We start from the raw sequence: 25,392 nt of genomic DNA, 5'->3' as shown, positions 1-25,392 counted from the left end.
GGCGGACGGAGCTACAAAAAACCCCCCGGGGCGGGGGGGTGGTGGGCCGGGGCACAGCACCCCCGCTCCCCGCCAATGTGGCGACCATCCTCGCCCCGTCAGGTAAGGCAACTACGTCATGTTCCAAGATCTGCAGAGCCAGTTTCTGGGCAGCACCATCGGCGGCCTGGTAGCCGGCTCCATCTACGCTCTCATCGCCCTCGGCTACACGATGGTCTACGGCGTGCTGAGGCTGATCAACTTCGCGCACTCCGAAATCTTCATGATCGGGACGATGACGTCCCTGTTCATCCTCATCGCCATCGCCGGTGGCACCGCCCCGCTCACCGTCGGCGTGCTCGGGATGATCGGCATCCTCCTGCTCATCGCGGTGTCGTCGGCGGTCGTGTCCGGTGGCTCGGCCATCGTGCTGGAGCAGCTGGCCTACCGGCCGCTGCGCAAGAAGGGCGCGACCCGCCTCGCCGCGCTGATCTCCGCGATCGGCGCCTCCCTGTTCCTGCAGGAGCTGTTCGGCCTCCTGATCATCCCCGCGCTGTCGGACAAGGCGGGCAAGGTCCAGCAGAACGCGCCCCGGTTCGTGCCGCACGAGGAACTGTTCCGGATCGGCAACGGCGTCGTCCGCACCGACCACGTCTTCGTCGTCATCGCCGCCGTCGTCGTGATGGTGGTGCTCGACCAGCTGGTCAGCCGCACCCGCATCGGCCGCGGCATCCGGGCGACCGCCCAGGACCCCGAAGCCGCCGTGCTCATGGGCGTCAGCATCGACCGCATCGTCCGGATCACGTTCCTGCTCGGCGGGGCGATGGCCGGGGTCGCCGCGGCGCTCTACGTCATGGAATACGAGAACACCGACTACCGGGTCGGCTTCCTGCTCGGGATCAAGGCGTTCACCGCGGCCGTGCTCGGCGGTATCGGCAACCTGCGCGGCGCCCTCCTCGGCGGCATCGTGCTGGGCCTGGTCGAGAACTGGAGCTCGATCTTCCTCGGCTCCGAGTGGAAGGACGTCACCGCGTTCGTGGTCCTCGTCCTCGTGCTCATGCTCCGGCCCACCGGCATCCTCGGTGAATCCCTGCAGCGGGCACGCGCATGAAAGGCGACGGAGTGGCTGACAACAACGAAACCCCGGCGCGCAGGGGTTTCCACCCCATCGACGGGATGCGCGACTGGTGGGCCGACGCGCCGCACTGGCAGCGCTACGCCGTCTACATCGCACTGATCGTCCTGGTCCTGATCCTGCCCGCGCCGTGGATCGGGTCGTTCATGTCCCCGTACTCGGACTGGACGACGGTGCTGATCTTCCCGGTCGGCACGTACATCCTGCTGGCCGTCGGCCTGAACATCGTGGTCGGTCACGCGGGCATGCTGGACCTCGGGTACGTCGCGTTCTTCGCCATCGGCGCCTACACGTGGGCCTCGATCGGCACGACGTACGGCTGGTCGTTCTGGCCGACGGTGCTGCTGGGCATCTTCCTGGCCTCGGTATCGGGCGTCATCCTCGGCGCACCGACGCTACGGCTGCGCGGTGACTACCTGGCCATCGTGACACTGGGCTTCGGTGAGATCGTCCGGATCACGGCGAACAACACCGACGGCATCGGCGGCGCGCGCGGCATCACGAACGTCCCGCACCCCGAGCCGCTGTTCGGCATGGAGTTCTTCCTCGACCCGGCGCCGTACTACTACCTGATGGTCGTCGCGATCGTGCTCGTCATCGTCTTCTCGGTGCGGCTCACCAAGAGCCGGGTCGGGCGGGCGTGGGCGGCGATCCGCGAGGACGAGGACGCGGCCGAGCTGATGGGCGTGCCGACGTTCAAGTTCAAGCTCCTCGCCTTCGCCATCGGCGCCATGATCGGCGGGTTCGCCGGCACGATCTACGCGAGCAAGGCCGTGTTCATCGAGCCGAACAACTTCCCGTTCATCCTCTCCGCGACCATCCTGGCCGCGGTGGTGCTCGGCGGCTCGGGCAACCTCCCCGGCGTCATCCTCGGCGCGTTCGTGATCGCCTGGCTGCCGGAGCGGTTCCGGCAGTTCAACGACTACCGCGTCCTCATCTTCGGTGCCGTATTGGTGCTGATGATGGCGCTGCGGCCGGAGGGCCTGCTGCCGTCGCGGCAGCGCAAGGCCGAACTACGGGAAGGAACCGGCGGCATGGGCGCCATGGGCGCGGAAGTGGCCGGCCCCGACTCCGAGGCTTCGGCGGAGGTGACGAAGTGAGCGCGCTGCTCGAATTCGACAACGTGACCATGCGCTTCGGCGGCGTCACGGCGTTGCGCGAGGTCAACCTCACCATCAACGAAGGCGAGATCTTCGCCCTCATCGGCCCGAACGGCGCGGGCAAGACCACGGTGTTCAACGTGGTCACCGGCGTCTACCAGCCGACCGAGGGCGAGGTCCGCTTCGACGGCGACCGCATCGACGGCATGAAGCGCTTCAAGGTCACCAAGCGCGGCATCGCCCGGACGTTCCAGAACATCCGGCTGTTCCACAACATGACGGCGCTGGAGAACGTCATGGTGGGTGTCGACGCGCACCACAAGACGGGCGCGATCGGCGCGACGCTCGGCCTGCCGTGGCACCGCCGGGAAGAGAAGCACGGCCGCGAGCGGGCCCGGGAGCTGCTGGACTTCGTCGGCATCGGCCGGGTCGAGCACAACGTCGCGAAGAACCTCTCCTACGGCGACCAGCGCCGGCTGGAGATCGCCCGGGCGCTGGCCACCGACCCGAAGCTGCTCCTGCTCGACGAGCCGGCCGCGGGCATGAACCCCGCGGAGAAGAACGCCTTGCAGGCGCTGATCCGCAAGATCCGGGACGACGGCCGCACCGTGCTGCTGATCGAGCACGACATGGGCCTGGTCATGCACATCAGCGACCGGCTGGCCGTGCTCGACTTCGGCCAGAAGATCGCAGAAGGGCTGCCGCACGAGGTGCAGAACAACCAGAAGGTGATCGAGGCGTATCTGGGGGTGTCCGAAGATGCTTCTTGAGGTCGAGGACATCAACGTCCACTACGGCAAGATCGCGGCCCTCAAGGGCATGAGCATCCAGGTCGACGAGGGTGAGATCGTCTCCCTCATCGGGGCCAACGGCGCCGGCAAGACCACGACGCTCAAGACGATCTCGGGGCTGCGTCCGCTCACCAGCGGCCGGATCCTGTTCAACGGCGAGGACATCTCGAAGACCCCGGGGCACAAGCGCGTGCTGCTCGGGATCGGCCAGTCACCGGAAGGCCGGGGCGTGTTCCCCGGCATGACGGTGCAGGAGAACCTCCTGATGGGTGCCTACACCCGCAAGGACGACCTCCAGGCCGACCTCGACGAGGTCTACGAGCTGTTCCCGCGGCTGGCCGAGCGGAAGACGCAGTTCGGCGGCACGATGTCGGGCGGCGAGCAGCAGATGATCGCCATCGGCCGCGCGCTGATGACGAAGCCGAAGGTGCTGCTGCTCGACGAGCCGTCGATGGGCCTGGCGCCGATGCTGATCGCGCAGATCTTCGACATCATCCGCGAGATCAACAAGCGCGGCACCACCGTGCTGCTGGTCGAGCAGAACGCCCAGCAGGCGCTGAAGCTGTCGGACCGCGCGTACGTGCTCGAAACGGGCCGCGTGGTCCAGAGCGCCCCCGGGGCCGAGCTGCTGAACGACCCGAAGGTCCGGGCCGCCTACCTCGGTGGCGACCTGGGCGTCTGAGATCGCTTTTCGGGGGCCCGGTCTTCGGACCGGGCCCCTTTCTCATAGCTTGATGTCGGTGCCGTTGACGTTCTTCATGTCGGTGATGGTGGGGCCGCCGAAGGCCCTGACGCCGACCGGCTTGCGGTCCTTCGGGATGTCCCAGTAGAGGTCGAACTCGACGCGCACGCTGTGCCCGAGGTCGAACTGGGCGGGCTGGCGCTTGATCAGCATGGCCTGCTCGTCGGGCGGGTGGGTGGCGCCCTGGTCGTCGACGAGCAGCTGGCGCATCGTGTCGAACAGGACGCTCGAGGTGCCGGTGTTGGTCACGACGAGCCGCAGCCGGACGTACTGGCCCTTGGCGTTGAACTCGGTGTGGCTGCCGGTGATGCTCGGCAGGCCCGCGGCGAGGCCGATCAGGGTGAACTCGGTGTCCCCGTTCTTGGCGGGCGGCACCTTGAGAGCCGTCTCGTCGGGCCGCACCGGGCGCGGCGGCAGCTCGTAGGTCGCCGGCGCGGGCGTGCTCGGCGCGGCGCTTTCGCAGCCGCTCACGAGCATCAGGACGGCAACGGCCGGCAGGAGCAGTCTCACCAGGGTGATTCTGCCCCGCCGGCCGCCGGTCCTGCTAGGTACCGATGCTTTCGACGACCGCCTCGGCGACGGCCTTCATCGTGGTCCGGCGGTCCATCGCGGTGCGCTGGATCCACCGGAAGGCGTCCGGCTCGGTGAGGCCCTGCCGGCTCATCAGCAGGCCCTTGGCGCGGTCGATGACCTTCCGCGTCTCGAGCCGGTCGGTGAGGCCGGCGACCTCGGCCTCGAGAGCCTGCAGCTCCGAGAACCGGCTGACGGCCAGCTCGATCGCCGGCACGAGGTCACGCTTCGCGAACGGCTTGACGAGGTAGGCCATGGTGCCGGCGTCCCGCGCCCGTTCGACGAGGTCACGCTGGCTGAAAGCGGTCAGGATCACCACGGGGGCGATCCGGTCACCGGTGATCTTGGACGCGGCCTCGATGCCGTCCAGCTTCGGCATCTTGACGTCGAGGATCACGAGGTCGGGCTTGAGATCGGTGGCCAGCGCGATGGCCTGTTCGCCATCACCGGCCTCACCGACCACCTCATAGCCCTCTTCACGCAGCATTTCGACGAGGTCCAGCCGGATGAGCGCCTCGTCCTCCGCAACGAGTACCCGACGCTGCGGCACGGTGGCGGCACCGTTGGCCTCGGTAGCCTGATCGGTCACCGGGGTCCTCCTGAAGACTCGGCGGAACGTTCGATTTCGCGGCGTTCCGCGAAGCCTGAAGCCTACCGGGAACGATCCAGTTCAAGAGATGGCGTTCACCACGTAGTGGCCAGCGCGACACCCCAGCCCCGAACACGGGCGGCGTCCGGTGATCCCGTAGAGTCACCATGCCACGCCCCCGTAGCCCAACTGGCAGAGGCAACGGATTCAAAACCCGTCCAGTGTGAGTTCGAATCTCACCGGGGGCACTTGCGAGCACCAGCAGAAATCAGCCCCTGACCAGGCGTTATCCGGTCGGGGGCTGATCTCGTCTGGTCCGGCGGTGTCCGGGTCTGTCCGGCCGTCTACGGCCCTCCACCCCCCATGCGCCCCCCCGGCTTCCGGCCGTCAGCTCTCCCAGCCGAGGGCCTTCTCGATCCGACTGTGGGCGGCCGACTCAAGACCGGCGATCACCTTGGCGTAGATCTGGTGCTGGACGGCGACAGAGTAGCCACGTCGCATAGACAGCACCTCCGAGAGCCGCCCAGGTCGAGATGCCCGCCCTGTCGGGTCCCGAGCGACTGTTCAGCAACCGGGCGGCTGGGCTGTCGGATTGCAGGATCGCCGACAACCGTGATTCACCCCAGCCGCCCAGCAACGTGCAGTCATAATGGTCACGTGGCAGGGATCGAGATAGCGCATGGGCCATGCCGACGCGGACCGTCCTCAGGATGTCGAACTGTACAAGGTCTTATTGACCTTCATCAAGCAACGCCTCCTGCATGTCGACAACGTCCTTTCAACACCACCAGTACGTCGCATCGAGATTGAGTCTTGCGCCCTTCAGGTCCGAATTTCCCTTGAGCATCTCGTCCTATCCACGCTGGTAGCAAATCGACCTGCCACCGCCGCCGTTGTGGAAGCTTTCGCAAAGAAGAGCGCCAGCGATGCACGCTCTATAGTGAAGCGCATCAATAAGGACTACTGGCCGATTCCGTTCGACATGGAACGCCACCCATCCAAGGATGGGGTGATTAAGATGGCAGAGCCATCCGACCCCTACCTCAAGGAGCCAGAGTGGGGACGAGCATACGGCTACTGCAGCAGCATCCTGCACGCCGCAAATCCATATACCTATGTCACCGGCTCTAGAACCTCCAGCAACGCAGGCGACTGGGATCGGATCACGCAGCTCCGGGACTATTCCAACAAGATTCAAAGGCTGATCAAGAACCATCAGATCTACCTGTCGGAGATTGACCATTCGTTCATATGCGCCGTCCCAGAAAACGACAAAGAAGAGCCAAGCGTCACGGTCTTCGTGCGCACCCCCAAAGAGGACCAATAGAAGTACATCTCATACTGAAGCTTACCTCGCATGCAGCCAGTTGCATTCAGGATGCGCGACCGTCTGTAGATGTCCGCCTGCCGTGCATCCTCACCCATTCCAGGCGAGCGCCTTCTCGATGCGGTCGTGAGCCGCCGACTCCAGGCCGGCGATGACCTTGGCGTAGATCTGGTGCAACACCGCCACGGAGTGGCCGGCCCACTCCGCGCACTGCGTCGACGGCACCCCAGCGGCCAGCCAGGTCGACACACACGCGTGACGGAGGTCGTAGGGACGCTTTGCCAGCGGCGAGGCGTACTCGTCATCTGAGAGCGCGCCTTTCCGTGCCCTGTCCCACACGCGGCCGATCGTGGACTCGGCGAGGTCTCCCCCGGTCAAGTTCCGGAACAGCCGTCCGTCAGCCGCCGTGCTGAGCGTGGTCAGGTGCGTGCGCAGAATCGCCGTCAACGGCGGCGGGGACGGCACTGTGCGGACTTCTCCCTTTCCCCGTTGCTTGAGCTGTCGGCGGTCCCGACGTTCGCCGCTGTCCGTCCAGGCCGCGCCGGTGATCGGCGCGGCCTCCGACAACAACAGCTCGCCCCACCCCTCCTCGGGGAGCTGCAAGTCCGACTTGCGCAGCATGGCCGCCTCTTCTGGTCGAAGTGCCGCGTAGTACATGACGGCGAAGAACGCGACCAGCATCGGTCCGGACGACCGGCGAGGCTGCCCATCGATCCGCTGTGCCTCCACTTCGGACAGCAGGCTCTTCGCCTGCTGCGGGTTGATGACCACGCGCTTATCGATCGCCCGCACGCTCTTCGGGGCAGTCCACTTCACCTCGGAAAGTCGATTTGCGGTCAACAGCTTCAGTTCGTGGGCATACTCCAGCGCGTTGAACAGAACGGCGCGCTTGCGGTTGACGGTCTTCGCGGCGGCCTGCTTTCCGTCGAGCTTGAGCGACATCACCTCCAGCACTTCCCGAAGAACGGCCTTGTCATTGAGTCGAGACACCGGCGCGGTATTCGAGGCCAGCCACTTCAACGCCCGCTCCACTTCCGGCGGTTTCGCGTCGTCGCGCCGTTTGGTGTTGAACGCCCACCCAGTGAGCGCGCGGCGGAGCGTCTTGCTGTCCGGCGCTCCCCGGGTGGTCGCGAGCAACGCCGGTGTCACGCTGGCGAGCGCGTCAGCGTTCCCCGCCCGCGACTTCCCAGCGGCCCGCGGCCACTTCATGTCGACGTACTTGCACGCGAAGTCGAACCACGGCATTTCGTTCTCCTGGCGGAGCTTGGAGACCGGCAAACCCTGCGTGCGGTCGAATGCCTCGCCACGGCGCGACGCAGCGACCAGGTCCGAGCGAAAGCTGTCCGCGAGCGCGAACGTGTCGAAGAGGTCGCTGAACTGCGTGCCGGCGACGAACCACACGACGCGGTAATTCGTCTTCGTCTTCCTCACGCGGGTCTCGATCTTCCAGATCTTGACGTCGTAGGTCGTGTCCATCAGGCGGCCTCCTCACAGTTGTCGAGCCAGGTTTCGAGGTCTGTTCGGCGGATGCGGATCTCTCCGTTCGGGAGCTTGATGCAGCGGGGCGCGCGCCTCTTGGCGCGCCACTCGTAGAAGGTCGAGCGGGCTACGGCGAGTTCGTCGCAGAGTTCGGCGATGGTGAGGTGTCGGCGCGGCGTGGCCATCGTTGGTGAGCCCTTCGGGTCGTGCTGGCGGTGGTGGTGATGCGCATGGGCTCTCCTCGGTTCTGGGGTGGTCGGGTGTCGGTGCTGAGGGGGTAAGCCGTACCAGCCGTACCAGCCTCGTTTTGCCTGTTCAGGCGCGGTACGGCTTGGTTTCGTGGTACGGCTTGAGCCGTACCAGGGCAGTGACGGCGGTACGGCTTGAGCCGTACCAGGCGGGGAAGCCGTACCAGGGCTGACCTGCGAAAACGAGGCTGGTACGGCTGGTACGGCTACCCCGCCCGGCGGTGTCAGGCCGACCGCGCCCGGCGGAGCGGGATCGCTTCCCCGGCGGCCTCCTCGCCGTCGCGTTTGGACGGCGGCTCGGTGCAGTAGCGCTCCCAGGAGTCGGTGAAGTCCGCGCGGCGGTAGCCCTTGGCCTGGCCGGCGCCGGGGAATCGCATGGTGTCCGAGCGGATGCCGTACTCCTTGAGCAGGCTGCCGAGCTTCATGGCGGTGAGCCCGGTCGCGCCGTACTCGCGCCATGGCGACTCCTCCAGGGCGCGCAGGCGGTGCAGCAGCTCGGCGGTGGGCAGCGCGAGTTCGTCGGCGAACGCGGTGCGGCAGTCGGTGAGCAGGCGTTGGCGGTCGTTGCTGTCGTTGTCCTCGTCGGCGGCGGCGGTGAGGGCGAGCACGGCGGTCCGGGAACGGTCGCCCCAGGTACCGCCGGCGTGGTCGGCGACGGCGACCAGGGGTTCCCAGGTGTCGGCGGCGCGGTCTTCCACGGGCATCTCGGGTTCGGCGGTTTCCAATGTGGACAGGTCGGCGCGCAGCCACGCGTGCAGGTTGTCGGCGAGGGCGCGCAGGGCGGGCCGGTCGCGGCGGTGCCGGTACGGGGCGACGGTTTCGCCGGGGGCGCGGCGGCGCATCCGGGCGATGACGGCGCGGTCCTCGATGGTGTCGGGCATCGCGCCGATCCCGGCGAGCGCGGCCATGGCGAAGGTGGGGATGGACTCGACGCGCTGGTTGGTGGCGTCGTAGCGCTTGGCCGGCCGGTTGCGCTGGTGCCCAGCGTTGAGCAGCCCGCGCAGGTCCTCGTTCCCGTCGGCTTTCGGTCCGAAGATGGTGTCCGCCTCGTCGACAAGCAACGTGGGCGGATCCTCGGACACCGACCGGTAGACGGCGGCCGGGCTACTGTTGACCGTGATGAACGGGTTGTGGCAGGTAGCTTCCACGATGTCGAGCAGCCGGGACTTCCCGCAGCGCTTCTCCGGGGCACGGATCACCAGGCGGGGCGCGTGCGCCCACGCCGGTTGCGCGTGGGTGGCGGCGATCCAGAGGGAGATGGCGTCGGCGGTCTCCGGGTTCGGCAAGGCCACGTAGCGGGTGAGAGCGGCCCGCAGCGAGTCGAGCAAGACGGTTCCGTCCGGAGTGGAGGTCAGGGATTCGTGGGCTGTCATCAGGCGGCCTCTCGTTGTGCCCCGAGGTCCGGGGCGAGGGTGGTGATGCCGAGCAGGGGCAGCAGGTAGCGCAGCGCGGCGGCGGCTTGCTGCGGGACGACGCCGTTGCCCGCGAGGCGGAGCATGTCCGCACGGGACAGGCCGGGGACGTCGGTGATGTGGCCTGAGGGAAGGCCCATCATCCATTCCGGGAGCGCCGGGTTGAGGACGGCGTTGCCGCGCCGTCCGGGCACGGTCGGCACCGGTGCGGCCTGCCCAGTCACGTGCTCCCACCGGCGGATGGCGGGTTCGTACTCGCCCCATCCGGGTGGAGCCGGGATGCTGCCGCGGGCAGTGCCAGGTCCCCTTTCGAGCCGCGCTGGTTCGGGCCGCCCTTCGCGCCGTCGCTCGCCTTCGGCGTGGGCAGCAACAGGAACTCGATCGCAGTCAGCGAGGGATCGTTGCGCCGGGTCTCCGCCGGGCTGACCCCACGCCGGCTGTCGGTCGCCTTCGGCGTCGGCAGCAAGTGCGAGGCCACATCGTCGAGGCTCACCGAGTGGTTGCCCTCCCGGCGCTTGTCCGGGTGCTGGCTGCCGCCGTTGGCTCCGAGGTTCGCGGTGGGTGTCGGTAGCAGCGATGAAGATGCGGTAGCGGGTGTGCGGGGCTCCCACGGCGGAAGCGGGCAGGCCACACCATGCCGCGTCGTACCCGAGGTCGGCCAGGTCGGCGAGTACGGCTCCGAGTGCCCGCAGAGCAGGGACACCACGGTCGTCTCCCAGACACCACGGGCAGGGTTCCACGTCGCTGTGGGCTGGGGCATGCAGCAGTCCTCTCACGTTCTCGATGAGCACGAGCTCGGGGCGGATCACGGCGGTGGCGTGGCGCATCACCGACCACAGCCCGGAGCGGGTGCCGGGCCGGATGCCGGCTTGCCGTCCGGCGGCGGAGACGTCGGTGCACGGGAATCCGCCGGTCAGGATCCGCACGGGTGGGACGGTGGAGAAGCTGGCTTTGGTGATGTCGCCGAGGTTCGGTGTGCCGGGCCAGTGGTGGGCGAGCACCTTGGCCGAGGCGGGGTCGACGTCGCAGTGCCATGCCACCCGGCCACCGAGCAGCGGGGCGGCGGCGAGTTCGCAGAGCCCGCCGTAGCCGGAGAACAGCGACCCGATCGCCGGGGCGGCGTCCACTGTGGTCATGCCGCCTCCCGGGTGGCGATCCAGGCATTGACCCGTGCCCACGACGCGGCTGCCTGTGTGCGGATCTGGTGCGGTGTCAAGGCGGGCCGGGTGGCGACGGCGCGGCGGCGTTCGAGTTCGGCGTAGGTCGGCGCGGCGGCGAGGGCGCGCCAGTCGGCGGCGGCCGACACGGCGTGGGAGGTCTCCCGCAGCGTGCGGCGGCGGTCCCATTCGATCCATTCGGCGAGGAGTTCGACGACGTGCGGGCTGGTGTTGAGCAGTCGCCAGGCGGCGGCGTCCAGGGTGAGTGACCGGTACTCGGTGAAGGGGATGGTGACCCGGGTGGCCGGGCCGGCGGCGGTGGTGTGGGTGGTCAAGGCGGGTCCTCACGTCGGTCACACGGGGTGACGATGTGTGGGCGTGTTCGACCAGGGCTAGGGCCGTGCGGTGATGGCGCTAGCCTGGGTTTTCAGGGTGTTTCCGCAGGTCGGAGCGAGGTGGGTCTAGGGCGCTAGTGCGCTGGTCACGACCACTGCGGGTGTCTAGAGGAGGGGTCTAGGTCTAGGGGCGGTCCGGTCTAGGACGCGCACCGCCCCTAGCCTCTGCGACTGGTTACGCTCGGTTGTTCTTGGCGGTGGTGAGGGCGTCGCGGGTGTAGCCGTTGCGGTTAGCGCCCTTGCCGGTGTCGGGGTCGGTGCTCCACACCTGCTTGGGCTTGACGCCATACGGCTTGAGCGCGGTGGCCAGGTTCTGCGCGGTCCACCCCCGGTACTGCGCGGGCCGCAGCTCAGCCAGCCGGGTCACGATGGCATCCGACCAGAGCTTGTCCTCACCACGGGCGAACACCGCGATGGTGTCGGCCAGCGGGTCCAGCCGCGCGGCCTCGACATCCACGGCCTCGCCGGCGGCGTAGCCGGTGATGTTGCCCAGCGCTTCCCGCCGCGCACGGGCGCCGGCGGCGATCTTCTTGGCGTCGGTGGCGTCCTTGTAGACACTGCGCACGATCTGCGCGTCGTCACCCTCGCCGGCGAGGTAGCCGATGCCCCGGTCGGAGCGGGCGAACATCGTGGCCCGCACACCGGACTTGTACTGGCTGGTGCCGAGAACCATGTCGTTGGCCTGCTGCCCCATCACCTTGAGGCAGAACCGGAGGATGGCGTTGGCGGAGATGCCGGTGGGCAGCGACTTCGCGTCCGGGCGCTGCGTGGCCAGGATCAGCGTGATCCCCAAGGCGGGGCCGCGCTTGACCAGGTCGGTGCAGATCTCCTCCAGCTCCTCGCCGTGTTCGGGGTGCTCGAACCACACCTGGCACTCGTCCACCCCGACCACGATCGGCGCGAGCCGCAAGTCCTTGCGCGCGGCCAGCTCGGGGGTGACCTTGTTGTCCGGGCACACCGACTCCGGCAGGTTGCGGATCACCTTGGTGCGGCGGCGCATCTCCTCCCGCAGCTCCCGCATCTCCACCACCATGCGTTCGATGTCCTCGGGGTCATCGCCCACGCCGTAGCCGTGCGCGCACTGCCCCAGCGGCGAGAGGTCGCCGGTGCCCTTGAGGTCGTAGGCGTAGAGCACCGCGCGCGGGTCCAGGGCGGCGATCAGCAGCAGTTCCCGCAGCGTGACCGTCTTGCCCATGCGCGGGACCGCGCCGATCACCATGGACGCGAACATCAGCGTGATGGGCACCCACCGGCCGCGCTGGTCGGTGCCGAACGGCTGCGCGGTGAACAGGTCGACCGTCGCGCCCGGCTTGGCCAGCGGCCACGGCTTCTGCTTGGCCTTGGACATGTCGGTGTCGCCGACCCACAGCACCAACCGTCCTTCGTGGACCTTCGCGTCCCCCTCGGGCCACACGCACCCGATCTGGCGGCGCAGGGCGGAGGACAGTTCGTCGCGCTTGGCGATGATGTCGCCGGCCGTGACCCCCAGCGGGAGGTCGACGTCGGCGCGCCAGCCGTCGCCGTCGCGGGCGATCGGGTTCGGGAACTCGATGCGCTTGCCCTTGGCGTAGGCCTGGTTCAGGCCGCCGATGCCGAGAGAGCAGAGGGCGTCCTCGATCATCGACGACGTCAGCTTGGGTGTCTTGACCGCGTCCACGGCGCGGCCGGCGACCGGCTTGTCGGCCGGTGCGCCCCACCAGCCCACGAGCGTCATCGCGACGACCAGGCCGGTCCAGTTCCAGAACGGCGTCACGAACGTGATGCACAGGTAGACGATCGCGAGGAGCACGACCACGCCGACCATCACCGGTCCCATGCGGCGGCGCACCGTTTCGTTACGGATCTCGCGCAGCTTCATGTACAGCTCCGCGTCGGCGCGGTCGCGGGCGTTCATGCGGACCGGGTGGGACTCCGCGTCGTACACCCACGCCCGCAGCCGGGCGACCAGACGACCGGTCGCGCCGAACGAGCGCAAGAACGCCGTCGGCACGTACACCGGCACCCGCAGCGCGTGGAACGCCGTGGTGTGGGCGGCGTAGCGGACCAGGAACCGGGCGCGGGAGCGGAACTCCTCGGCCGAGGTCAGCCAGCGCGCGACCAGCGGCCGGGCGGTGGCGTGGCCGGCGGACTCCCACCACGTCGCCTTCGTCGCCGACGGGTCGACCAGGCGGACGACCGTGCCGGGCTCCGCGTCGTCGGCGGCGGGCCGGTCCTGCTCCGGGATCTCCTCAGGCGTGTGGGCGGTGTCGGGGCGGATCGGGACGACGTTCCCGCCACGGGTCACGGCGGTGTTCGCGGTGGCGTCGTCGGTGGCGTTCACGGGCGCGTCGGCCGGGGTGTTCGTGGACGGGTCGGGAGTGCTGTTCACGGAGTGAGGCCCTTCGGGGTCGGGTCCGTTCACGGACTCAGGCGTGTGGTCGGCGGTGGTGGACATCAGGCGGCCTCCTCCTCATCGACGGTCACGGGCTGGTCGGCGGGCACCGGCAAGGCGGCCGGGCGGGCGGTTTCGGCGATCAGGTCATCAGCGACGTTCTTGCTGGTGCCACGCGAGATCTCCGGGCACACGCTGCGGACCCAGGCCGGGGTGATCTCGGTTTCCGGCGTCCACGCGGCGCGGGCGTCGGCCAGGTAGTCCCCGCGCAGCTTGCGGGCCGGCTTTGCGGCAGGTTTGCGGGCCGGACGGCGACGCGGCCGGGTGACCGGGGCGGGCGTCTCCCCCGTGCTGTCCTCCGCCGGTGCAGGCGCGGTGGTCAGGGCGTCGGTGGTGGGCTGTCCGGTGAACGCGGTGCCGGCGGCGGCCATGACGGCCTCGGTGAGCTTGTCCCGCAGCACCGGCGCGGTCTCCGCCGCGAGGAACACCAGCACCGGCGGCACCGAGTGCAGCACCACCCCGGCCACGTCGAAGTGGGTCCAGGACTTCCAGGTGTTCATGACGTAGGTGGCCAGGAACGCGAACCACTTCGTCCGGTGCGCCCACGCCCCGGTCTCGACCTGGTACCGGGCGGTGACCTGCTCCGCCCGCAGCACCGCGACCAGCACGAGCGACACCATCGGGTCCAGCAGCCACCCGGCGAGCCACCCGAGCGACCAGGTGGCCGCGCCGGCGGCGGCGAAGGACTGGACGTTGACCATGGTGAACGCCAGACCGAGGAAGATCCCGAGCCAGATCACCGCGTCGATCTGCGTGCGGACCTTCTCCACCCGCAGCGCAACCACGTCCGGGTGGTTGGACAGCCGGCGGACCTTCGCGGCGGTGGCGGCGTCCTGGGCGAGCTTGTCGGCCTCGGTCAGCGGCTGGTGCTGCGCGTACTGCGGGATAAGGGTTTCGGTGCTCATCAGCTCTCCCCCCACTTCGTGTCGTGTGTGCGGTTCCAGCGGTCCTGGCGGCCTTCCAGCTCGGCGTCGAGGACCAGGCGGCGCTGGTCGTCGGTCAGTTCGCCGAGGACGCCGCTGCGGTGCTCCGGCTTGAGGCCGGACAAGAGGGTGTGGACGACGGCGGCCGCGATGGCGTCGTCTTCGGTCTTCTTCTTGCCGAACATCAGCGACGACCCCCACGGGTGGTGTGGACGATTTCGGTGATGGCCATCAGCCGCACGATCGTGGCGGCGGCCAGCAGCGCCGGCACGAGCAGCGCGATCCAGGTGGCGGTGGTGTTCTGGATCTTTACGATCACCAGCCACTGGACGAACGCGATGATCGCCGTGGCCAGGACCAGGCGGATCGTGTTGCCGGTCATGCGGGTGACCTCGCGGACGCCCTTCTGGGCTCGTACAGCGGATTTGCGGCCGGAGCGCCACACGGAGAACACGCCGACCAGGGCGAGGCCGCCGAGGACCATCAGCATCTGCGTGGACATCTCAGGCCACCTCCGACACGTCGAACAGGTCGGTCTGGCCGGGTGCCTGCCATCCGCCGCCGTGCCACACCGCGTCGAGCGCGATGCCGTGCTCGGCGCGGATGACGGGCTCGATCTCCGCGAGCCAGGCGCTTCGCGTGGGGGCCGGGGCCTTGGCCCACGACCGGCCGGTGTCGGTGAACCGGCGGATCGCCAAACGCTCGATCGCCCGAGGGGTGAGGGTGCTTACCATGGGAGACCTCTCCGAGTAGCTACCTGCGTGGTGGTTGGGGAGACCCGACGCGGCGTGCGCGTTCTTGGCGGGATGAGCCGCCGTGTCGGGGCCAAATGTGGGGATGACGAGTCGGACGGTCATGCGGCCTCGCCCTCCGGTGCCGACGCGGCGATGTCCAGCCGGACCGGCAGAACTCGGAGCGTCGCCCGATCGGTCCGCCGGCGGGTTCGGTGGGCGCGCTGCGAGTCGGTGAACGCGTAACGGGTGCGGGTCTCCGCCACGGCCGTCGCGGCGGACAGCTCCTGGTCGACGTCAGCGATCAGCGCGTCGATGGCGGCCTCGTCCAGGCCGTCCGGGTAGTAGCCCTCACCAGCGGCAAGGCCGTCAGCCGCGATCCGGACGACTCGGTTGGTGATGTGTGCGGACTTCATGGTGTGCCCTTCGGTGGGTGTGTTGTGGAACACCATGAACCTAACAGTTGGTTTTTTTACCAGTCAACTGGTTGACTCGAATGGAGTAACGTCACCAGCTCTGAGCTGGGAGAACTTCTCCAGTCATCTGGTATGGTCTGACCTGCTAGCCATCCAGATGATTGGTCGCACTTGCGACCCGAAGGAGCTGCACACATGTCCCGGCCGCGCTCTGGGGTCCAGCGGTCCGACCCGCTGCACCAGCAGGTAGCCCGCAACATCCGGAACGACATCGAAGCCGGTCGACTCCGCGACGGTCAGACCCTGCCGTCCACGCGCGAGCTGGCGACCGAGTGGAACGTCAGCCCGTTCACGATCAACGAAGCGATGGACGTGCTGATCAAGGAAGGGCTTGTCATCAGCAAGCCCCGCGCCGGCCGCGTCGTCAACGCGCCGCACGTCACCGCAGAGACGCGCCCGAAGCCCAGCGCTCCCCACGTCCTACTGGTCGGCGGCTATGCCGGCAGCGGAAAGACCGAGCTCGGCCGCGTCGTCGCCCGCGAGACCGGCTGGCCCATGCTCGACAAGGACACCCTTACTCGTCCCGTCGTCGAGGCAGCTTTGGAGTTGCTCGACCTGTCACCCAACGACCGCGAGTCCGAGATGTACCTCAGCAAGGTCCGGCCGCGCGAGTACGAAGCGCTGATCAGCGCGATGACCGAGAACGTCCAATGCGGCAACAGCGCGATCGTGACCGCGCCGTTCATCAAAGAGTTCTCCGACCCGGCGTGGGTCGAACGCATCCAGGCGACGTGCCAAGGGATGGGAGCCAAGCTCTCGTTCGTCTGGGTCTACTGCGACGCGGAGACGATGCACACCTACGTCCGTCACCGTGGCGCCGCTCGCGACGCCACGAAGCTCGCGAACTGGGAGAGCTACCTCTCCGGGATCGACCTCGAGCTACGGCCGCCCGTTCCCCACGTCGTCATCGACAACTCGGCGTCCAGCAAGCCTCTCCAGGACCAGGCGAGGAACCTTGTCAGCACCGTACTGAGTGAGGATTCGGAACAGCAGTGACCGCGACAACGCGCATCCTTGTCAGCTCGGAAACGGACGACCTGGTCGGCCAGGAGCTGTTCAGCCAACTCGACTCTGTCGACGTCATCCCGTACGACCCCACGACGACGAACCTGGACGAGCGGCAACGCCAAGCGGAGATCTTCGTGCCGCCATACCGTGGCACCAACCGCCCCATGCCGTTGATGGCGCAAATGCCCAACCTCCGGATGGTTCAAATCACGGCCGCTGGGACGGACGAGTGGGCGAACGAGGTCCCGGACGGCGTCGTCCTCGCTGGCGCGCGGGGCGCACATGCAGAGCCGGTGTCCGAATGGGTGCTGTCTGCCGCACTGACTCAGTATCGCCAATGGCCGGCGCTTGTGCGGTTCCAGGATGAGCACGTGTGGGCGCACCGCAAGTTCGCCGCTGACACTCTCCGCGGCAAGCGCGCCCTCATCGTCGGAGCGGGCGCCATCGGTTCGGCCGTTGCACGTCTGTTCGCTGCGTTCGGCACGAAGTCCACTCTCGTTGCCAGCACGAGCCGAGAAGGCGTTCACTCAGCCTCGGAGATTCCCGACCTCATCAGTGGTCATCATATTGTGGTGATCACCGCGCCACTGAATTCCAGAACTCGCAACCTGGTCGATATAGACTTCCTTGCGGCCATGGATGATGGCGCACTGCTCATCAATGCCGGGCGCGGCAAGATTGTAGACACTGACGCATTGGTGACCGAAGTCCGGTCGGGACGCTTGCGAGCAGCACTTGACGTCACCGAGCCAGAGCCACTTCCCGCAGATCACCCACTCTGGGCCTGCTCCAGCACCATCATCAGTCCACACTCTGCACGAACAGTTCCCGGAACTAACATACTCTGCTACGAAGTTTCAGTTGAACAAGTCGCCGCTTTTCTCGCCGGTAAGACGCCCCCGAATTCGGCAACCAAGCCAAAGCGCCAAGGGGCTAGCTAATTATCGAGAACCCGTATGCACCTGACAGCCATCGCCTGTTTCCTCGGCGAACAATGTCGCCAGTTACACGAACGCGCTTATCATCTCCGTGCGCCCGCATGGCCATGTCGTACTCTTCAGCGTCAAGTTCAAGCCAATAGTGACCTACGCGGTCCTCAGAAACTCCGTCAGGCATACCCGCAATAGTGATCCTCTTCGGACCACTTCCAGATTCTCTAATAAGGCGAACCACATAGCCTTGGATTGTAACACCCTCTTCCGGCTCCGTGTTCCTCAGCTCTTCCGCCGCGTCACCGAGGACCCGGATCTCTTCGCTGCCAAAACGAAGTACTTCCGGCGACACGGAAGCTGGTCGATGTTGAGCCCAACTAAAGGAAAGCTCATATGGGACACGACGCTCACCACCCGCTTGACAGAGCGCTTCGCATAGATTTGCAGACAACCCATCTACAACCCTTTCCTTGAAAGGGCGAGCCAAGCTCGTTCTATCTTCAAGGAATTCTTGGGCAGCCCCGAACGCCAACTTCGTCGAACTGAACAGAGCTGTGGTCACTCTACGATTAAATACATCAAAGGTATCACTATAGCCTGGCGCGACAATAGGAAGAGGAGAATCTTTTGCATCAACAGAAATCGGGACCATTACCGTCCAAATAAAACTGCCTTCCTCTGGAACTGCCAGCCGAACTTGCTCCATAAACCTCGTTGCCATCAAAGGTTTACGGCGCGGCTGAATAGCCGCTCGATTCGCTGACGAAGCAAGAGTAGCACCCGACAGGACCCATTTCTTAAGACCGGCAAGAGTCTCTTCGCCTTCCTCAAGCCTCATCGTCCCGGAAACACCCTCCGGAAAGCAGCGGAAGCGTTGTATATCGCTCTCAAAGTGAGTAATCTCAAAAAGTATCTGTAGCTCTGATCGATTTTCTACCCCGCTTAGCACCTTTAAAAGCTGTGCCACCCTGCTTGGATAACCGCGAATCTGTCGATTTTTTGGAAGCCAAACTTCGACAGGATCTTCCACGAAAGACTGCTCTAGAGCCCACGAACCGCGATCCTCGAATGTAACCTCCCATCCGTGAGCGGTTAGGTATGTGAAAATTTGAGCAGGCGCGCGAGCCTGAAGCGAGTCGGCATCGATCACGCGGACATCCATCTGACCGCCTCCTCGTGATCGCCGCAGACCAACTCAACGAGGGCCTCTGAAGTCAACAGGTTACACTTCGGCACTGACACTGTCGTGCTGGCCTGCGAAGATGGCAGGTCCGGCATCCCCATGAGGTCTGCCCAGTACGCACGGTTATGGAACCTGAGATGATCTTCGTCGCCACAGCGGTAATACTCAGAAAAATGATCCGGAACGGTCACAAGAACTAGGTAACGCCTGACGTCATAGTCGACTTGAAATACACCGTTAAGCGCATGAAACTGCTTAGCCCTGAGATCGACTCGAAAGTTTTCGTCCACAACTCGGACCCCGGTACGCGCCTTTACCTGCACCTCAATTCGCTGCGTTCGAGGCTGGAGCCCTTTTCGATCTTGGATAATCTGCAGGTCGATGCCTTCAGGCTCAAGCTCTTCCTTGGTCACCCGGAGGCCGGCCGCAGCGGCGATAGCCTGCACGACCGATTCCCCATAGAACCCCTGCCGCCGACTTGCATGGCCCTGCGCACTTCGACTACCACCCTCAGGCATCCACAACCTCCCTCTAATTCATGCTAGAGGGTGAATATGTGGGTAGCCAGAGGATCAGCCCTAGCGAATCTTGAAATAGCCAAGCTGTTGATCTGGTGTTGCACTATCGTTACACCCTAAGGACGACTATCGCCTTTGTGGCGGTTGCCAGATAGCAATTGAGGGCTTCCACCACGCTAGCCAACGCATGAGCAGTCGAGGCGATAGCGCGCGCTCGGTAGTCAGTTGGTTACGTAAGGGTCTTTAGTGGCGCCAGCCACGGATCTACCCTCGGGGTGGTCACCGTCTCACGCCGCAGAACCCGAGGCGACGACGATCTATGCGTGGGCAAGCACGAGGGAGCAGGTCCGCGACGCGATTCGCCCCCCACCAGCCCCCCAGTCGAGTTCGCCATCTACTCTTTGCCAGGTCAAGCCGACTTCTGACGTCCGTTCAAAACCCGTCCAGTGTGAGTTCGAATCTCACCGGGGGCACCCTCTCTGAACTGCGAAAACAGGTTTCTGAGCCTACCGCATCCGGTTAAGGATCCAGTCCGGGATGTCCGGTTGAAACCGGTGGTCTACGGCCAGTCCCGGTCTGCTTTTTGGCAAGCGTCCGGCCCCGGACTGGGGCGGGGAGCCAGTCGCGGTCCATGATCCAAGAGCCGGCGACGAGGCGGTGGGCGGCTGCGTCCTGGGCCGGAACAGAGGCGACCTCGGCGGTCGTCTCGCGGCTTCTGGCAGTTGGGCCTACCAACCCTGGGGCGGAGCAAGTCGTCCCGCGCCAGGGGCCGGCTCGGTCGTGTCATGGTCCGGTGCGGCGGGCAGCGGTGATGGTGGGGCAGTCAGGGTGACCCGGCAGGTGGCGTGTTGGTGTCGCGGGCGTAGCGGATCTCCAACCGGAGGGCTTCGAACAGGGCGCGAGCGAGCTCTTCGGTTAGCTGGTCGACTTCGATCTTCATCGCCGTTGTGCCACCGCCAGTCCAGCGCGTCGAGTCCCCGGTCGCCGACCGCAACAGGATCGTCGCGCGGCCGGACACCAGTTGTCCCAGCCGCGGCATGCGAACGCCGACGCGGCCGCTTGTGGCAACCGCGTTGGCGTTTTTCGTACGCCTGTCAGGACACGTAGACCCAGAGTGCCGTGATCGGCCAGCCGAGACCGGTCGTGCCGGCAACCTGGCCGTTGTGCTCGACGGGGTCCCAGGCGCCTTGGTTCGGGAGGTAGACCCGGTAACTGATCGTCCGGTTGGGCTCAGCGGTGTTGTACAGCTCAGCCTGCATCGCTTCCATGCGCAGGGCCTGCCCCTGCGTACCGGCGACGGCGCCATTGGACACCCAGCCCTGCCAGCCGATGTTCTCCACGTGCGCCCGGTACTGGACCTCACCAAAGTCCGGCGACACCGCCATCACGATCGCTTCGATCTGGTTGTGGTAGTCACCGACAGTCTCGCCGTTGCAGTAGGACTGGCTCCAGCCGACGTTCGAGATGTGGACCGAGTAGCAGATTTCATTGGTGATGGCGGAGTTCGCCAGCGCTCGGGCCAGATCGGCCTTGACGCTCACCGGAGCCGCCCCCGTGCCGATCTCGGTGTAGCGGATGCCGTTCGCCTGCGTCGCGTTCGCCATTGTGGCACCCGTCAGGCAGCCGGAAATGGCGAAGACGGCTGTAGCCAAGCTCGCCATGACGCTCTTCATCAGGTTTCCCCTCCGTGGTTCGCGCTGCCAGAAAGCAACGCACGGAACGTAGGGAGACGTCGCATGGGGTACAAGCTCTTCGAGTACGGTCGAAGACTCAGATCAAGGCGGATATCCAAGCACCCAGACCGAGTTTGTCGGCCCGCGCGGAGACCGGGCCGGGTCGACACCCGCGTGCAGCCGGGTGCGGACACAGCCACAGGCCGAAGGGCGTAGGGCCGCCCGGCAAGCAGACGCCGGGCGCGGGCGCGGGTGTAGGTGATCATGGGAATCTCGCCGCCCCGCTCCACTTGGAACGCTTTGGCGGCGTCGACGATGTCAGGGCCGGCGGTGGAACCCAGAAACTCGACCCAAGGGTCCGTCTCGATGCTGCGCTCGAGAACAGTGAGGTAGTCCTGGGTGGCGCCGTGGCAACAGCCCGGCAGCAACACCGGGACGTGATCCCGCGACCGTCCGGCTGGCGGATTGCCGCGGGCTCGAACGGCACCACGTCGTCGCCCTACCCGCCGAAAATCGGCGATACATCGCGAAGAGCGATGTCACTGTCGGTGCCGTGCCCGTCCATCACCACGACGTCGATGTCCGGGTTGGTGGTTGGCTGATCTCCGGCGGCAGTGTGGTCGACGGTAGTGGTAGTGCACGTTCCAGACGGGCAAGGCCGCAGTGCGGTGGGCCTCGCTGGTGCAGACACGCGCGTAGAGGAACTCTTCGGCCAGGATCCGCTGCTGCCCAACGGGAAGCTGAACCGCCGTGAGCTGCCCGTGCCCGGTGGGTGACGTCGTCGTCCGGCCCGGCAGGCGCGCCGCGCGCCCGCGTTGCGAACCAGCCCTGCCCGCCGTCGGCATGCAACCTTGAGGCCGGGTAATTCCGTCCCTGGAGAATGCCCACGCGAAGACTGCCCGCAGTGTCAGGCGTTCTGCTGCTCCTCGTCACCGTCGCGGCGTGCGGCCGCGCCGAACCGGGGTCCGGAGACGAGCCGGCGCTGTGCTCCCCCGGCTACCAACCCCGGGAACTCGTCGACCAGCCCCTGACCCTGGCGCCTCCCAGCATCTCCGGCCGCACCCCGGACGTGCGCCAGCCGGCCGAAACCCGCACCACGGACGCGGCCGCGATCAAGAAGATCGCCGCCGCCGCGTGCTCCCTGCCGACCCCGCCGCCGGACATCGCCTGCACCCTCGAACTCGGGCCGAGCTACGAACTCCGCTTTCTCGACACCCAAGGCCGGACCACCACCCTCACCGCCGCCAGTTTCGGCTGCCAGTTCGTCGAAGGACTGGGCTCCCACCGGTACAACGCGAAACCCCTCTGGGACGCCCTGGCCGCAGCCGGTCTCCCCGCGCCGCCACCGCGCTAGCGAGCCCGACGAACCGCGTAGGCCAATGGAGGTACCGGGCGCGTTACTCGATCACCTGTCTTGACAAGCGGCCGGAAAAGCACATACATGGACATTGGTTCACACCACTCGGCAGGAGTTGATCAACCATGGTCAAGCTTGGTCGGATCACCGCGTTGCTGGCAGGCACCGCCCTCTTGGCGGGCATGATGACGGGCACGAGCGCGGCGAGCACCACCGCCGCGCCGCGCAAGGCCGGGCCGATCACCGTGGCCTACGTCGAGGTGAACAACAACAGCATGCTGAACGTGGGCAAGTACGCGCTGGCCCAGGGCGGCGGCAACGTGTTCGACATCGGCGTCATCTTCGCCGCCAACATCAACTACGACACCGCGACGAAGTCGGCGTACCTGTACTTCAACCCGAACGTGCAGAACGTGCTCGACAACGTGAGCACCCAGGTCCGCCCGCTGCAGGCCAAGGGCATCAAGGTCATGCTGTCGATCCTGGGCAACCACCAGGGCGCCGGGTTCGCCAACTTCCCGTCCCAGCAAGCGGCCGCGGCCTTCGCCAAACAGCTGTCCGACGCCGTGACCAAGTACGGGCTCGACGGCATCGACTTCGACGACGAATACACCGAGTACGGCAACAACGGCACCGGCCAGCCCAACGCCAGTTCCTTCGTCTACCTCGTCACGGCCCTGCGCGCGGCGATGCCAAGCAAGCTGATCTCGCTGTACAACATCGGCCCGGCGGCGTCGAGGTTGTCCTACGGCGGCACCGACATCACCTCGAAGTTCAACTACGCCTGGAACCCCTATTACGGCACCTGGGGCGTGCCGAACATCGCCCTCCCCAAATCCGGGCTCTCCCCCGCGGCGGTCCAGATCGCGGCGACGTCCACCAGCACCGCCGCCAGCCTCGCCCAGCGCACCGTGAGCGAAGGCTACGGCGTGTACCTGACCTACAACCTCGGCGCCGGCGACTCGCACACCTACATCTCCAGCTTCACCAGGCCCCTGTACGGCAAGGACGCCGTGTACACGAACTAGCCATCGGAGTTGTCGGATCCGATCTCACGTTCTTCGGCCGTGGAGCGTCTTCATCATGTCGGGGCACAGGCACCCGGCACGATGAGGGGAGACAAGCGATGACCGGCGAGCGCACCACGGGTGCCGATCGGTCCCGGCTCCGCGGCCGCCCGGCGCGGCACGGACGGTCAACGGAAGAGGCGGAAGAACCCGCGCACCTGCTCGACCAGCGACTCCGGCTGCTCCAGGGCGGCGAAGTGGCCCCCTCGCGGCAGTTCCTCGAACCAGCGCAAGTCGGTGAACCGCAGCTCGGCTTCCCGGCGCGAGGGACGGGTGATGTCGCGCGGGTAGACCGACAATCCGGACGGCGCAGTGACCTTGTCCCTGAAGTTGGCGAAACTCTCCCAGTACAGGCGCGCCGAGGACGTGGCCGAGGCGGTGAACCAGTAGACCGAGATCTCGTCGAGGATCGCCTGCCGGGACACGGCGTCCTCGGGGTGGCCGTTGTTGTCGGTCCAGGCCCAGAACTTCTCGGCGATCCAGGCGGCCTGACCGGCCGGGGAGTCGGTGAGGCCGTAGCCGAGCGTCTGCGGCCGGCTCGCCTGCTGCGCCGAGTAGCCGCGGCCGGTGCGCTGGAACTCCTTCGCGGCCTCGAGGTTCGCCAGCTCCGACGGTGTCGGGTCGTCGAACGTGCCCGCGGCCACGGATCCCAGGTTCAGGTGCACGGCCGCGACCCGCTCGGGTGCCACCTCGCCCAGGGCGCCGGACACCGCCGAACCCCAGTCACCGCCCTGCGCGCCGTACCGCTCGTAGCCCAGGGAGACCATCAGCGTGTCCCAGGCGCGGGCGATGCGGGTGATGCCCCATCCGGTCGTGGACGGTTTGTCGCTCCAGCCGTAGCCGGGCAGCGACGGCGCGACCACGTGGAACGCGTCGCCCGGGTCTCCGCCGTGGGCGCGGGGGTCGGTCAGCGGGCCGAGGATCTGCAGGAACTCGAGCACCGAGCCCGGCCACCCGTGGGTGAGCACCAGGGGGAACGCGTCCGGCTCCGGGGAGCGGACGTGCAGGAAGTGGATGCCCAGTCCGTCGACGGTGTCGCGGTACTGCGGGAAGGCGTTCAGCCGCTGGGCGAACCCGAAGTCGTAGTCCTCGGCCCAGGTGCGGCAGAGCTCCTGTGTGTAGGCCAGCGGGATGCCCTGCGACCAGTCGTCCACCGGCTCGGGCTCGGGCCACCGCGTCCGTCGCAACCGTGCGCGCAGATCCGCGATCTCGGCTTCGGTGACGCTGACCTCGAACGGCTCGGCGGCCATGGTGGGTCTCCCTTTCTCGGTGAGGCAATCGGAAAGCAGGTCAGGCGCCGGGGCGCCGGGTCAGGCCGATGACGAGGCCGGCCAAGGGAAGCGCCGCGAGCAGGGCGAGGGCCACCGGCACCGACACGATGCCGGAGAGACCCGCGACGGCGGCCGGCCCGATCCCGCCACCCAGGAAGATCATGAAGGTGAACAGTCCCTGCGCGGTGTCGCGGTCGCGCGTGGCGACCAGTTCCGGTGCGAGGCCCACCAGCACGGCCTGGGCACCGGCGAAGCCGCACACGGTCAGCGCCGTGCCGACGACGACCGGGACCGGCCCGGTGAAGGCCGCGACCACGAGCACGCCGGCGACGGTGAGGGCCGCGAGCCCGGCCGACACCTGCCAGCCGGTGAACCGGCCGGTTAAGGTGCCGGCCAGCCGCCCGGCCGGTACCGAGCAGGCGGCGGCCGGGACCAGGAGCGCGCCGGCTTCGAGGGCGCCGCCGCCGGTGGCCTGCTCGATCAGGGACGGGGCGAGGAACAGCACCCCGTAGTAGCCGGCGAAGATCGTCGCGCCGACGAGCCCGGCCGGCAGGAAGCCGCGGGCCGTGATCACCCGCCGGGGCACGAACCCGTCGGGCGTGCTTCGCACGCGCCACCACAGTCCCACGACGGCGAGCGCCCCGGCGGCGGCCACGACGAGCGTGACCGGAGCGGGCAGGCCGACCGAGTGAGCCTGCAGCAAGGTGATCACCGCGCCGGCCAGCACCGACAGCACGGCCGCGCCGGTGATGTCGAATCGCCCGGCCGAGCCGTCCGGCTCACCGCCACCGATCGGCGTGAACGCGCGCCGGCCTGCCAACGCGGTCGGCAGGAGGGGCAACGCGACGACCGGGATCGCGAGCACGGCACGCCAGCCCAGCCAGGAGGTGACCGCTCC

Annotated in this window: 29 protein-coding genes, 2 tRNA genes and 2 pseudogenes; 11 read left to right on the top strand and 22 right to left on the bottom strand. The window is 67.1% G+C overall.

What is annotated here, in order from left to right:
• Nucleotides 1-118 precede the first annotated feature (118 nt).
• Genes ACGFMK_RS31965 through ACGFMK_RS31950 form a run of 4 tightly spaced genes read left to right on the top strand, consistent with a single transcriptional unit; the run spans nucleotide 119 to nucleotide 3,687 of the window.
• On the top strand, nucleotides 119-1,090 hold the full coding sequence (locus ACGFMK_RS31965; protein WP_392771083.1) for a branched-chain amino acid ABC transporter permease: 972 nt from the start codon (nucleotides 119-121) through the stop codon (nucleotides 1,088-1,090).
• Nucleotides 1,087-2,214, top strand: a complete 1,128-nt coding sequence (locus ACGFMK_RS31960; protein WP_392771080.1) for a branched-chain amino acid ABC transporter permease — start codon at nucleotides 1,087-1,089, stop codon at nucleotides 2,212-2,214. Before ACGFMK_RS31965 ends, ACGFMK_RS31960 begins: the two co-directional genes overlap by 4 nt.
• Nucleotides 2,211-2,984, top strand: coding sequence for an ABC transporter ATP-binding protein (locus ACGFMK_RS31955; protein ID WP_392771077.1), 774 nt, complete (start codon nucleotides 2,211-2,213; stop codon nucleotides 2,982-2,984). Before ACGFMK_RS31960 ends, ACGFMK_RS31955 begins: the two co-directional genes overlap by 4 nt.
• Entirely contained in the window at nucleotides 2,974-3,687 is a 714-nt protein-coding gene (locus ACGFMK_RS31950) for an ABC transporter ATP-binding protein (protein WP_392771074.1), read from the top strand. Before ACGFMK_RS31955 ends, ACGFMK_RS31950 begins: the two co-directional genes overlap by 11 nt.
• 42 nt (nucleotides 3,688-3,729) lie before the next feature.
• Here the strand turns inward: ACGFMK_RS31950 and ACGFMK_RS31945 are convergent, their stop codons facing one another.
• Nucleotides 3,730-4,257, bottom strand: a complete 528-nt coding sequence (locus tag ACGFMK_RS31945; RefSeq protein ID WP_392771071.1) for a DUF4352 domain-containing protein — start codon at nucleotides 4,255-4,257, stop codon at nucleotides 3,730-3,732.
• A gap of 34 nt (nucleotides 4,258-4,291) precedes the next feature.
• Nucleotides 4,292-4,906 carry an ANTAR domain-containing response regulator gene (locus ACGFMK_RS31940; RefSeq protein WP_247054229.1) on the bottom strand — a complete coding sequence of 205 codons (615 nt, stop codon included), beginning with the start codon at nucleotides 4,904-4,906 and terminating at the stop codon, nucleotides 4,292-4,294.
• A 174-nt stretch (nucleotides 4,907-5,080) separates the two neighbouring features.
• Here ACGFMK_RS31940 and ACGFMK_RS31935 point away from each other — a divergent pair.
• Nucleotides 5,081-5,154 (top strand) — tRNA-Leu (locus ACGFMK_RS31935).
• A 431-nt stretch (nucleotides 5,155-5,585) separates the two neighbouring features.
• Entirely contained in the window at nucleotides 5,586-6,233 is a 648-nt protein-coding gene (locus ACGFMK_RS31930; protein ID WP_392771068.1) for a hypothetical protein, read from the top strand.
• 90 nt (nucleotides 6,234-6,323) lie between these two features.
• Here the strand turns inward: ACGFMK_RS31930 and ACGFMK_RS31925 are convergent, their stop codons facing one another.
• From ACGFMK_RS31925 to ACGFMK_RS31865, 13 genes and pseudogenes are all read right to left on the bottom strand, one after another.
• The gene (locus tag ACGFMK_RS31925) at nucleotides 6,324-7,709 is read right to left on the bottom strand and encodes a tyrosine-type recombinase/integrase (RefSeq protein ID WP_392771065.1); all 1,386 of its coding nucleotides are present in this window, start codon (nucleotides 7,707-7,709) and stop codon (nucleotides 6,324-6,326) included.
• Nucleotides 7,709-7,897 (bottom strand): helix-turn-helix transcriptional regulator, encoded by a 189-nt coding sequence (locus ACGFMK_RS31920; RefSeq protein WP_392771063.1) that lies wholly within the window; start codon nucleotides 7,895-7,897, stop codon nucleotides 7,709-7,711. Before ACGFMK_RS31920 ends, ACGFMK_RS31925 begins: the two co-directional genes overlap by 1 nt.
• A gap of 287 nt (nucleotides 7,898-8,184) precedes the next feature.
• The gene (locus ACGFMK_RS31915) at nucleotides 8,185-9,333 is read right to left on the bottom strand and encodes a DUF3631 domain-containing protein (protein ID WP_392771060.1); all 1,149 of its coding nucleotides are present in this window, start codon (nucleotides 9,331-9,333) and stop codon (nucleotides 8,185-8,187) included.
• Nucleotides 9,333-9,596, bottom strand: a complete 264-nt coding sequence (locus ACGFMK_RS31910; RefSeq protein WP_392771213.1) for a hypothetical protein — start codon at nucleotides 9,594-9,596, stop codon at nucleotides 9,333-9,335. Before ACGFMK_RS31910 ends, ACGFMK_RS31915 begins: the two co-directional genes overlap by 1 nt.
• Entirely contained in the window at nucleotides 9,593-9,865 is a 273-nt protein-coding gene (locus ACGFMK_RS31905; RefSeq protein ID WP_392771210.1) for a hypothetical protein, read from the bottom strand. Before ACGFMK_RS31905 ends, ACGFMK_RS31910 begins: the two co-directional genes overlap by 4 nt.
• Before the next feature lie 115 nt (nucleotides 9,866-9,980).
• A pseudogene (locus ACGFMK_RS31900) lies at nucleotides 9,981-10,508 on the bottom strand (DNA cytosine methyltransferase); the annotation flags it as partial.
• On the bottom strand, nucleotides 10,505-10,864 hold the full coding sequence (locus ACGFMK_RS31895; RefSeq protein WP_392771057.1) for a hypothetical protein: 360 nt from the start codon (nucleotides 10,862-10,864) through the stop codon (nucleotides 10,505-10,507). The gene ACGFMK_RS31895 and the pseudogene ACGFMK_RS31900, both read right to left, overlap by 4 nt.
• A gap of 235 nt (nucleotides 10,865-11,099) precedes the next feature.
• Nucleotides 11,100-13,292, bottom strand: coding sequence for an FtsK/SpoIIIE domain-containing protein (locus ACGFMK_RS31890; protein ID WP_392771055.1), 2,193 nt, complete (start codon nucleotides 13,290-13,292; stop codon nucleotides 11,100-11,102).
• Between the two features lie 65 nt (nucleotides 13,293-13,357).
• Nucleotides 13,358-14,260 (bottom strand): hypothetical protein, encoded by a 903-nt coding sequence (locus ACGFMK_RS31885; protein ID WP_392771052.1) that lies wholly within the window; start codon nucleotides 14,258-14,260, stop codon nucleotides 13,358-13,360.
• Complete coding sequence (locus ACGFMK_RS31880; protein ID WP_328645305.1) at nucleotides 14,260-14,463, bottom strand: hypothetical protein; 204 nt, start codon at nucleotides 14,461-14,463, stop codon at nucleotides 14,260-14,262. Before ACGFMK_RS31880 ends, ACGFMK_RS31885 begins: the two co-directional genes overlap by 1 nt.
• Nucleotides 14,463-14,780 (bottom strand): hypothetical protein, encoded by a 318-nt coding sequence (locus ACGFMK_RS31875; RefSeq protein ID WP_360164213.1) that lies wholly within the window; start codon nucleotides 14,778-14,780, stop codon nucleotides 14,463-14,465. Before ACGFMK_RS31875 ends, ACGFMK_RS31880 begins: the two co-directional genes overlap by 1 nt.
• Before the next feature lies 1 nt (nucleotide 14,781).
• Nucleotides 14,782-15,012, bottom strand: coding sequence for a hypothetical protein (locus ACGFMK_RS31870; protein ID WP_392771048.1), 231 nt, complete (start codon nucleotides 15,010-15,012; stop codon nucleotides 14,782-14,784).
• Nucleotides 15,013-15,131: 119 nt separating this feature from the next.
• Complete coding sequence (locus ACGFMK_RS31865; protein WP_392771045.1) at nucleotides 15,132-15,425, bottom strand: hypothetical protein; 294 nt, start codon at nucleotides 15,423-15,425, stop codon at nucleotides 15,132-15,134.
• 195 nt (nucleotides 15,426-15,620) lie between these two features.
• Between ACGFMK_RS31865 and ACGFMK_RS31860 the strand changes: the two genes are divergently transcribed.
• The gene (locus tag ACGFMK_RS31860; RefSeq protein WP_392771042.1) at nucleotides 15,621-16,481 is read left to right on the top strand and encodes a GntR family transcriptional regulator; all 861 of its coding nucleotides are present in this window, start codon (nucleotides 15,621-15,623) and stop codon (nucleotides 16,479-16,481) included.
• Nucleotides 16,478-17,434, top strand: a complete 957-nt coding sequence (locus ACGFMK_RS31855) for an NAD(P)-dependent oxidoreductase (RefSeq protein ID WP_392771039.1) — start codon at nucleotides 16,478-16,480, stop codon at nucleotides 17,432-17,434. The genes ACGFMK_RS31860 and ACGFMK_RS31855 overlap by 4 nt, the downstream gene beginning before the upstream one ends.
• On the opposite strand, the gene ACGFMK_RS31850 is transcribed toward ACGFMK_RS31855, so the two are convergent.
• Complete coding sequence (locus ACGFMK_RS31850; RefSeq protein ID WP_392771036.1) at nucleotides 17,427-18,587, bottom strand: hypothetical protein; 1,161 nt, start codon at nucleotides 18,585-18,587, stop codon at nucleotides 17,427-17,429. The genes ACGFMK_RS31855 and ACGFMK_RS31850 overlap by 8 nt on opposite strands.
• Nucleotides 18,572-19,054 (bottom strand): DUF4365 domain-containing protein, encoded by a 483-nt coding sequence (locus ACGFMK_RS31845; protein WP_392771033.1) that lies wholly within the window; start codon nucleotides 19,052-19,054, stop codon nucleotides 18,572-18,574. The genes ACGFMK_RS31850 and ACGFMK_RS31845 overlap by 16 nt, the downstream gene beginning before the upstream one ends.
• A gap of 444 nt (nucleotides 19,055-19,498) precedes the next feature.
• On the opposite strand from ACGFMK_RS31845, the gene ACGFMK_RS31840 reads away from it, so the two are divergent.
• Nucleotides 19,499-19,599 (top strand) — tRNA-OTHER (locus tag ACGFMK_RS31840).
• A gap of 350 nt (nucleotides 19,600-19,949) precedes the next feature.
• Here the strand turns inward: ACGFMK_RS31840 and ACGFMK_RS31835 are convergent.
• The 3 genes and pseudogenes from ACGFMK_RS31835 to ACGFMK_RS31825 all read right to left on the bottom strand — a co-directional run.
• Nucleotides 19,950-20,165 carry a hypothetical protein gene (locus ACGFMK_RS31835; protein WP_392771030.1) on the bottom strand — a complete coding sequence of 72 codons (216 nt, stop codon included), beginning with the start codon at nucleotides 20,163-20,165 and terminating at the stop codon, nucleotides 19,950-19,952.
• 55 nt (nucleotides 20,166-20,220) lie between these two features.
• Complete coding sequence (locus tag ACGFMK_RS31830) at nucleotides 20,221-20,799, bottom strand: hypothetical protein (protein WP_392771027.1); 579 nt, start codon at nucleotides 20,797-20,799, stop codon at nucleotides 20,221-20,223.
• 539 nt (nucleotides 20,800-21,338) lie between these two features.
• A pseudogene (locus ACGFMK_RS31825) lies at nucleotides 21,339-21,521 on the bottom strand (hypothetical protein); the annotation flags it as partial.
• 182 nt (nucleotides 21,522-21,703) lie between these two features.
• On the opposite strand from ACGFMK_RS31825, the gene ACGFMK_RS31820 reads away from it, so the two are divergent.
• Both ACGFMK_RS31820 and ACGFMK_RS31815 read left to right on the top strand, forming a co-directional pair.
• Nucleotides 21,704-22,153, top strand: a complete 450-nt coding sequence (locus ACGFMK_RS31820) for a hypothetical protein (RefSeq protein ID WP_392771024.1) — start codon at nucleotides 21,704-21,706, stop codon at nucleotides 22,151-22,153.
• 128 nt (nucleotides 22,154-22,281) lie between these two features.
• Nucleotides 22,282-23,184 carry an endo-beta-N-acetylglucosaminidase H gene (locus ACGFMK_RS31815; RefSeq protein ID WP_392771021.1) on the top strand — a complete coding sequence of 301 codons (903 nt, stop codon included), beginning with the start codon at nucleotides 22,282-22,284 and terminating at the stop codon, nucleotides 23,182-23,184.
• Between the two features lie 167 nt (nucleotides 23,185-23,351).
• Here the strand turns inward: ACGFMK_RS31815 and ACGFMK_RS31810 are convergent, their stop codons facing one another.
• Together ACGFMK_RS31810 and ACGFMK_RS31805 are read right to left on the bottom strand one after the other, a co-directional pair.
• Complete coding sequence (locus ACGFMK_RS31810) at nucleotides 23,352-24,473, bottom strand: epoxide hydrolase family protein (protein ID WP_392771018.1); 1,122 nt, start codon at nucleotides 24,471-24,473, stop codon at nucleotides 23,352-23,354.
• A gap of 40 nt (nucleotides 24,474-24,513) precedes the next feature.
• On the bottom strand, nucleotides 24,514-25,392 hold an 879-nt coding region (locus ACGFMK_RS31805; protein ID WP_392771015.1), incomplete at its 5' end, for an MFS transporter.

Source organism: Amycolatopsis sp. NPDC049252, assembly GCF_043197175.1.
Lineage (GTDB): Bacteria > Actinomycetota > Actinomycetes > Mycobacteriales > Pseudonocardiaceae > Amycolatopsis.
This window is presented reverse-complemented; position numbering and strand designations above follow the sequence as displayed.

Bases quoted from the DNA above. Each gene is read 5' to 3' on its own strand.
- ACGFMK_RS31925 (WP_392771065.1), bottom strand. From the start codon at position 7,709: ATGGACACGACCTACGACGTCAAGATCTGGAAGATCGAGACCCGCGTG.
- ACGFMK_RS31915 (WP_392771060.1), bottom strand. From the start codon at position 9,333: ATGACAGCCCACGAATCCCTGACCTCCACTCCGGACGGAACCGTCTTG.
- ACGFMK_RS31880 (WP_328645305.1), bottom strand. From the start codon at position 14,463: ATGTTCGGCAAGAAGAAGACCGAAGACGACGCCATCGCGGCCGCCGTC.
- ACGFMK_RS31885 (WP_392771052.1), bottom strand. From the start codon at position 14,260: ATGAGCACCGAAACCCTTATCCCGCAGTACGCGCAGCACCAGCCGCTG.
- ACGFMK_RS31830 (WP_392771027.1), bottom strand. From the start codon at position 20,799: ATGAAGAGCGTCATGGCGAGCTTGGCTACAGCCGTCTTCGCCATTTCC.
- ACGFMK_RS31870 (WP_392771048.1), bottom strand. From the start codon at position 15,012: ATGGTAAGCACCCTCACCCCTCGGGCGATCGAGCGTTTGGCGATCCGC.
- ACGFMK_RS31815 (WP_392771021.1), top strand. From the start codon at position 22,282: ATGGTCAAGCTTGGTCGGATCACCGCGTTGCTGGCAGGCACCGCCCTC.
- ACGFMK_RS31810 (WP_392771018.1), bottom strand. From the start codon at position 24,473: ATGGCCGCCGAGCCGTTCGAGGTCAGCGTCACCGAAGCCGAGATCGCG.
- ACGFMK_RS31960 (WP_392771080.1), top strand. From the start codon at position 1,087: ATGAAAGGCGACGGAGTGGCTGACAACAACGAAACCCCGGCGCGCAGG.
- ACGFMK_RS31865 (WP_392771045.1), bottom strand. From the start codon at position 15,425: ATGAAGTCCGCACACATCACCAACCGAGTCGTCCGGATCGCGGCTGAC.
- ACGFMK_RS31920 (WP_392771063.1), bottom strand. From the start codon at position 7,897: ATGGCCACGCCGCGCCGACACCTCACCATCGCCGAACTCTGCGACGAA.
- ACGFMK_RS31930 (WP_392771068.1), top strand. From the start codon at position 5,586: ATGGGCCATGCCGACGCGGACCGTCCTCAGGATGTCGAACTGTACAAG.
- ACGFMK_RS31835 (WP_392771030.1), bottom strand. From the start codon at position 20,165: ATGCCGCGGCTGGGACAACTGGTGTCCGGCCGCGCGACGATCCTGTTG.
- ACGFMK_RS31965 (WP_392771083.1), top strand. From the start codon at position 119: ATGTTCCAAGATCTGCAGAGCCAGTTTCTGGGCAGCACCATCGGCGGC.
- ACGFMK_RS31950 (WP_392771074.1), top strand. From the start codon at position 2,974: ATGCTTCTTGAGGTCGAGGACATCAACGTCCACTACGGCAAGATCGCG.
- ACGFMK_RS31875 (WP_360164213.1), bottom strand. From the start codon at position 14,780: ATGTCCACGCAGATGCTGATGGTCCTCGGCGGCCTCGCCCTGGTCGGC.
- ACGFMK_RS31850 (WP_392771036.1), bottom strand. From the start codon at position 18,587: ATGGATGTCCGCGTGATCGATGCCGACTCGCTTCAGGCTCGCGCGCCT.
- ACGFMK_RS31860 (WP_392771042.1), top strand. From the start codon at position 15,621: ATGTCCCGGCCGCGCTCTGGGGTCCAGCGGTCCGACCCGCTGCACCAG.